Source organism: Streptomyces calidiresistens (assembly GCF_014141525.1).
Classification (GTDB): domain Bacteria; phylum Actinomycetota; class Actinomycetes; order Streptomycetales; family Streptomycetaceae; genus Streptomyces; species Streptomyces calidiresistens.
In genome coordinates, this window is sequence record NZ_VKHS01000246.1 from 1 (window position 1) to 6,700 (window position 6,700).

7 protein-coding genes are annotated in these 6,700 nt (G+C 72.3%); 2 read left to right on the top strand and 5 right to left on the bottom strand.

All coding sequences use genetic code 11. The annotated features are described in order from the left end of the window. The coding region (locus FOE67_RS30950) for a hypothetical protein (RefSeq protein ID WP_228473811.1) at positions 1–181 on the bottom strand (181 nt) is incomplete at its 3' end. 439 nt (positions 182–620) lie between these two features. Here FOE67_RS30950 and serS point away from each other — a divergent pair. Then, the gene (serS, locus tag FOE67_RS12260) at positions 621–1,931 is read left to right on the top strand and encodes a serine--tRNA ligase (protein ID WP_182663500.1); all 1,311 of its coding nucleotides are present in this window, start codon (positions 621–623) and stop codon (positions 1,929–1,931) included. Further along, a complete protein-coding gene (locus FOE67_RS12265; RefSeq protein ID WP_182663502.1) occupies positions 1,928–2,755 on the top strand; it encodes an HAD family hydrolase in 828 nt (275 codons plus the stop codon). The genes serS and FOE67_RS12265 overlap by 4 nt, the downstream gene beginning before the upstream one ends. A gap of 111 nt (positions 2,756–2,866) precedes the next feature. Here the strand turns inward: FOE67_RS12265 and FOE67_RS12270 are convergent, their stop codons facing one another. The 4 genes from FOE67_RS12270 to FOE67_RS12285 are packed head-to-tail and all read right to left on the bottom strand — an operon-like array spanning position 2,867 to position 6,556. Then, positions 2,867–3,634 (bottom strand): ABC transporter permease subunit, encoded by a 768-nt coding sequence (locus tag FOE67_RS12270; RefSeq protein ID WP_182663505.1) that lies wholly within the window; start codon positions 3,632–3,634, stop codon positions 2,867–2,869. Positions 3,635–3,646: 12 nt separating this feature from the next. Further along, positions 3,647–4,564, bottom strand: a complete 918-nt coding sequence (locus FOE67_RS12275; RefSeq protein WP_182663507.1) for an ABC transporter ATP-binding protein — start codon at positions 4,562–4,564, stop codon at positions 3,647–3,649. A 2-nt stretch (positions 4,565–4,566) separates the two neighbouring features. Beyond that, the gene (locus FOE67_RS12280) at positions 4,567–5,514 is read right to left on the bottom strand and encodes an ABC-2 transporter permease family protein (RefSeq protein ID WP_182663509.1); all 948 of its coding nucleotides are present in this window, start codon (positions 5,512–5,514) and stop codon (positions 4,567–4,569) included. After that, entirely contained in the window at positions 5,504–6,556 is a 1,053-nt protein-coding gene (locus FOE67_RS12285) for an ABC transporter ATP-binding protein (RefSeq protein ID WP_182663511.1), read from the bottom strand. Before FOE67_RS12285 ends, FOE67_RS12280 begins: the two co-directional genes overlap by 11 nt. Positions 6,557–6,700: the final 144 nt, after the last annotated feature.

Here is a 6,700-nt window from a genome sequence, read left to right on the forward strand (position 1 = left end):
ATACTTGCAGCTTCGTCGGAAGCGTCAGCTGTGTATAAGAGACAGGTGAACAGTCGACGCCGAGTTTTCCACAGGAAGCTTCACCCGCCTGTGAATAAGTCGATGTTGACGAACTCGCAAAACGGACATTACGCCCTTCATTCCCCAGGGTGACCGAGGATATCCCCAGCGTCGATTCCACCCTCTCGCGTCAATCTGTTTTACTTAGATCACACCTGGGGTGGATGACAAAAGGGACAAAACCGGAATTCCCCCAGGCAAACCGGGCGAATCACCATGAGCCGGCCCACCACCCCCAAGGTTTTCCACACCTTCGAGCGACGCCCTGTGGAAAAGCATGTGGACGAGTCACCGGCTGTGGATGTACGAGGAGGTCCGGGTATCCCCCTTCCCCCACCCGGGACAGAGCATACCCCGCATAGCGCTCCATTCATGGACTTTGCCGACATGATTCTCAAAATTCCCCAAACGGGCATAACGCCCATTTCTTTCGCGCTGCCGGCGAACCCGTCCCACCCGTGATCACCCCGGTCGCGGGCCGGGCCCCGTGACCGGGCGCGGGGAGCGGCCCGGCTCCCCGGCGGTCCCGGGCCGACCGCGTTCCCCGGTAGCCTGGGGGCGTGATTGACCTTCGCCTGCTCCGTGAGGACCCCGACCGAGTTCGCGCCTCCCAGCGCGCCCGCGGCGAGGACGTCGACCTCGTCGACGCCCTGCTCGCCGCCGACGAGCGGCGTCGGTCCTCCGGCAGTCGTTTCGACGAACTGCGGGCCGAGCAGAAGCGGCTCGGCCGCCTCATCCCCCGTGCCGAGGGCGACGAGCGCGCCGCCCTGCTCGCGCGGGCCGGGGAACTGGCGGCCGGGGTCAAGGCCGCCGACGCCGAGCGCGACGAGGCCGACACCCTCGCGCAGGAACTGCTCCTGCGCCTGGGCAACCCCGTCCACCCCGAGGTCCCCGTGGGCGGGGAGGACGACTACGTCGTGCGGGAGACGCACGGCACCATCCGCGACTTCGACGCCGAGGGCTTCCCCGCCCTGGACCACCTCGAACTCGGCACCCGCCTGGGCGCCATCGACGTGGAGCGGGGCGCCAAGGTCTCCGGCTCCCGCTTCTACTACCTGACCGGCGTCGGCGCCCTGCTGGAGCTGGCCCTGGTCAACGCCGCCATCGCCCGCGCCGTGGCGGCCGGCTTCACCCCGATGCTCACCCCCGCGCTGGTCAAACCGCGCGCCATGGAGGGCACCGGCTTCCTCGGCCAGGCCGCCGACGACGTGTACCACCTGGAGAAGGACGACGCCTACCTCGTCGGCACCTCCGAGGTCCCGCTCGCGGCCTACCACATGGACGAGATCCTGCCCGCCGAGAGCCTGCCGCTGCGGTACGCCGGTTTCTCCCCCTGCTTCCGCCGCGAGGCCGGCAGCTACGGCAAGGACACCCGGGGCATCTTCCGGGTCCACCAGTTCGACAAGGTGGAGATGTTCTGCTTCGTGGCGCCCGAGGAGGCCGAGGCGGAGCACGAGCGCCTGCTCGGCTGGGAGAGGGAGTGGCTGACCGCCCTGGAGCTGCCCTTCCGGGTGATCGACGTCGCCTCCGGCGACCTGGGCGCCTCCGCCACCCGCAAGTACGACTGCGAGGCGTGGATCCCCACCCAGGGGAAGTACCGCGAGCTGACCTCCGCCTCCAACTGCACCGAGTTCCAGGCCCGCCGGCTGCGGGTGCGGATGCGCGAGGGGAAGACCACCCGCCCCCTGGCCACCCTCAACGGCACGCTCTGCGCGGTGCCGCGCACCATCGTCGCCCTGCTGGAGAACCACCAGCTGCCCGGTGGCGCGGTCCGGGTCCCGGAGGTGCTGCGTCCGTACCTCGGCGGCCGGGAGGTCCTGGAGCCCCGGGAGAACGGCTCCGATCCCGCCGGCGGGGCGATCGGCTCGTGAGCGGCCCGACGGGTTTCCCCTTCGGGCTGATCGCCACCGACCTCGACGGCACGCTGCTGCGCTCGGACGGCACGGTCTCGCCGCGCACCCGCAAGGCGATCCGTGCCGGCCGGGAGGCCGGGGCGATGCACATCGTGGTCACCGGCCGGGGGGTGCCCTGGACGCGCCCGGTGCTGGACGCCCTGGGCTACACCGGCCTGGCGGTCTGCGGGCAGGGTGCCCAGCTGTACGACGCCGGCGCGCACCGGCTGCTGACCTCGGTGACCCTGGACCGGGAGGTCGCCCGGCGGGCGGTCGCGGTGCTGGAGTCCGAGCTGGGGCCGCTGTGGGTGGCGGCGAGCCGGGACGGCCTCGACGGGGCGGTGATCGTGGACCCGGCCGGGTTCGCGGTGGAGCCGGCCCGCGACGGCGCCCTGCCGACCCTGACCTACACCGACCGGGCCGAGCTGTGGGCGGAGCCGCTGGCCAAGCTGTACCTGCGCCACCCGGGGCTGGGGGACGACGAGCTGGCCGGCGCCGCGCACGAGCTGGTCGGGGAGAGCGTCGGCATCGTGATGGCGGGGCCGGGCACCGTGGAGCTGCTGCCCCTGGGGTTGTCCAAGGCCACGGGTCTGTCGATGGCCGGGCGTCGGCTCGGCGTGCGGGGGGACGAGACGATCGCCTTCGGCGACATGCCCAACGACATACCGATGTTCGGCTGGTCCGCGCACGGCGTGGCGATGGGGGACGCCCACCCCGAGCTGCGGGCGGTCGCCGACGAGGTCACCTCGGGCTGCGACGAGGACGGCATCGCCGAGGTGATCGAACGGCTGCTCCGGTTCTGACGCCGGGAGGGGCCCCGGCCGGTGCGGGCCCGAACGGAACACCCGGAACGGGCCGGGGCCCGGGAGGCGGTGCGCCCCCGGGCCCCGGCCCGTTCCGTTCGCCGCGCGGGCTCACTCCCCCGCGATGGTGAGGCTGCGCAGCCGCCGCATCGCGTACCAGGTCGCCGCGGCCGTGGTGGCGCACAGCAGGGCGACGCCCGCGCCGAGGGTCACCTCGGAGGTCACCGCGCCGCCCTCGGCGATCCGAGCGGCGATGGACAGGGACCACTGCTGCACGCTGAGGGTCTGCGCCCCGGGCACCAACTGCCCGAACAGCGCCTCCCACACCAGCGCGTAGATCAGGCCGATGACCACCGCGTTGCGGGAGATCACGCCCAGCATGAGGAAGATCGCGCCGTAGGCGACGGACGCGACCGCCGCCGCGACGGCGAAGGCCACCGCGATCTGCCGGCCGTTCTCGTTGAGCAGCACGCCGGCGAGCAGGATCGACGGGACGGTGAAGAGCATGGTCACGCCGATGGCGACGATCAGTTTGGTGAGGATGATCGTGGAGCGGCGCACCGGGGTGGCGAGCAGGTGCGCGATGGAACCGTCGTCGATCTCGGGGGCGATCGCACCGGTGCCGGCGACGACGCCGATCAGTGGCACCATCGCGGCCAGCGCGAAGCCGTTGAGGATCTCGACGGCCGCCCGGTCGTCGACCCCGGTCTGGATGCGGATGAGGGCGGCGATGACCAGCAGGAGGACGGGGAGGGCGAGCAGGATGAGCGCCCTGCGCCGGCCCAGCAGGGCGCGGCGGGTCAGCCGCGCGACGGTCGGGTGGTAGGGGCGCGGTCCGGCGGGGGCGCGGCCGGCCGGCTTCTGGGTGGTGACGGACATCGGACGGGCTCCTCAGGCGCTGACCAGATAGGCGAAGACGCTCTCCAGCGACTCGTCCGAGGGCGAGACGGTGAGCAGACGGACCCGGTGGTCCCGGGCCAGACGGGGCAGACGTTCCGCGAAGCGGTGGAAGTCGGAGGCCTGGACGCGCAGCGCGTTCTCGGCGGCGTCGAACTCGATGCCGCTGACCGAGGGGTCGGCGATGAGGGCGGCGGCCAGTGTCCGGTCGTCGTCGGAGCGGAGCAGGTACCGGTGGGGCCGGTCCGTCATCAGTCGTCGGATGCGGCGGAAGTCGCCGGAGGCGGCGTGCCGGCCGGCGACGATCACCTCGATGTGCGAGGCGAGCTGCTCGACCTCCTCCAGGATGTGCGAGGAGAACAGCACGGTGCGGCCCTCGCCACCCATCCGGCGCAGCAGCTCCATCAGCTGCATGCGCTGGCGCGGGTCCATGCCGTTGAACGGTTCGTCCAGCAGCAGGACGGCCGGCTCGTGCACCAGTGCGGCGGCCATCTTGACCCGCTGGCGCATGCCCTTGCTGTAGCCGGAGATGCGCCGGTCGGCGGCGTACTCCATCTCCACGGTGGCCAGCGCCCGGTCGGTCGCGGCACCCGGGTCGGGCAGACCGTGCAGTTCGGCGGCGGCGCGCACGAACTCCCGGCCGGTGAGGAAGTCGTACATCCCCTCGCTCTCGGGGACCAGCCCGATGGAGCGGTAGGCCTCGGCGTTGCGCCAGATGACCCGGTCGTCGAGGGTGACGCGGCCGGTGGAGGGGGCCAGGAAGCCCGCCATCATGTGGATGAGGGTGGACTTGCCGGCGCCGTTGGGGCCCAGCAGGCCGGTGACGCCGGGACCGATCTCCAGGCTGATGTCGTTGACGGCGACGACGTTGCCGTACCAGCGGGAGACGTTGTCGATGTGCAGGGTGGCCACGGTCAGATCCCGACCTTCCGGTAACGGCGCGACAGGAGCAGCACGCACAGCGCGGAGACGCCGAGCGCGACCAGCAGGAAGACCAGGCCGACGCCGGTGCCCGGCTCGGTGCCCGACGGGTAGTCGGCCCTCCCGCCGAGGAGCGCCCCCTGGATGCCGTCCAGCAGGGTGCCGGGGGACAGCAGGCCGAGCCAGGTGACGGCGGTGGTGCCGCCCTGGTCGTGGAGGACCCACTGCACGCTGACCACCGCGAAGTAGGGGATGGTCAGCACCGCGATGACGGCGGCGACGCCGAAGCCGCGGCGGGGGGTGAAGGAGGCGATGAGCAGCGCGATGCAGGCGTGCAGCACGGCGAAGATCGCGGCCAGCACCAGGCCCTGGCCGTACATGCGGCTCTGGTCGGTGAAGTCGAGCTTCCCGAGCAGCGCGCCGATCCACGTGATGGTCAGCGGGATCGCGGTGAAGACGAAGAGCGCGGCGGTCAGCGCGCCGAGCTTGGCGAACACGTAGTCGATGCGCTCGATGGGCCGCGAGAAGTACAGCGGGGTGGTGTGGTGGCGCAGGTCCAGGGAGACCATCTGCGGCGCCGCCAGCGCGATGTACAGGGCGATGAGCTGCGCCATGTACAGCGGGTACTGGCTGTAGCGGAGCGGCAGGTCGTCCAGGCCGACGGTGAGGGCGATCGCGACGATGATGACCGCGGGGAAGCAGGCGATCGCGAAGAGGAGGAACGGCATGATCTTGGAGCGGGCCGAACGGCCCAGTCCGTAGGCGCCGCGCAGCGAGTGCTCGAACAGGGCGCGGCGGCCGGCGGAGCGGCCCAGGCGTTCGCCCGAGTAGCCGCGGTAGCCGATGTCGTGGATGCGGGCGTCGCCGCGTCCGCCCGCGCCCGGCGCGTCGGCGGTGGCGGTCGGGGCTCCGGAGGGCGTGCCGGGGTTCTCAGCGGACATCGGCGGTGGCTCCCTTCCGCTCGTCGGGGGCGGCCGGGGTCGCGGGCCGCTGCTGGAAGACCTCGGCGATGCGGTGGCGCCGCTGTTCCATGCGGACCAGGCCCAGGCCGAGGTCGGCGACGGCGTCGCGGACCAGGTCGTGCGCGTCCCGGATCCCGTCGGCCGGGGTGGTGTCCCCGGAGGGCTCGACGCGGGGGTCGGTCGGCGGCTTCGACGGGTTCGGGTCGGTCGCCGGGGGCAGTTCGACCAGCAGCAGCCGGCCGGGCTCCTCCGCGACGGTCAGGCCGGCGGCGGTCAGGGCGTCGCGCAGGGCGGCCGTGCCGTCGGGGTGGGCGTCGGTGTCGGTGACCTCGACGGCCAGCGAGCCGATGGTGGCGGTGAAGCCGGTGGTGGCCTGCGAGCGCAGCAGTTTCCCGCCGTCGATGACGACGATGTGGTCGCAGGTGCGCTCCAGCTCACCCAGCAGGTGGGAGGTGACGAGCACCGAGATGCCGAAGTCGGTGTGGACGCGGCGGATCAGTCCGAGCATCTCGTCGCGGCCGGCCGGGTCCAGACCGTTGGTCGGCTCGTCCAGCAGCACCAGTTCGGGGTCGTGCACCAGGGCCTGGGCGAGCTTGACCCGCTGCTTCATGCCCGTGGAGTAGCCGCCCATGGGGCGGTAGCGCTCCTCGTAGAGCCCCACGTGCCGCAGGGTGTCGGCGGTCCGCTCCCGGGCCGCGGTGCGCGGCAGGCCGGACATCCGGGCCATGTGCACCACGAACTCGGTGGCCGAGACGTCCGGCGGCAGGCAGTCGTGTTCGGGCATGTAGCCCACGCGTTCGCGGATGGCGGAGCCGTCGCGCGCGCTGTCGCGGCCCAGGACCCGGGCGCTGCCGTCGGAGGCCGGGGCCAGCCCCAGCAGGATCTTGATCAGGGTGGATTTGCCGGCGCCGTTGGCACCCACCAGACCGGTGACCCCCGGCCCGATGTCCACGGTCAGCCGATCCAGCGCGGTGACCCCGGGGTACCGCTTGCTGAGGCTGTCGGTCTCGATGACTGTCACAGCGCAGACGCTAGACCCCGGGGGCCGGGAAGTCGTCCCCCCGTGGGGGCACCCGCGGTGCGGAGCGGATCGGTCCGCAGGGGGACCCGGGGTCCCTCGCCGGTCGCCCCCGGGGAGGGGGGTGCCCCGGGATCCCCCCGGGGG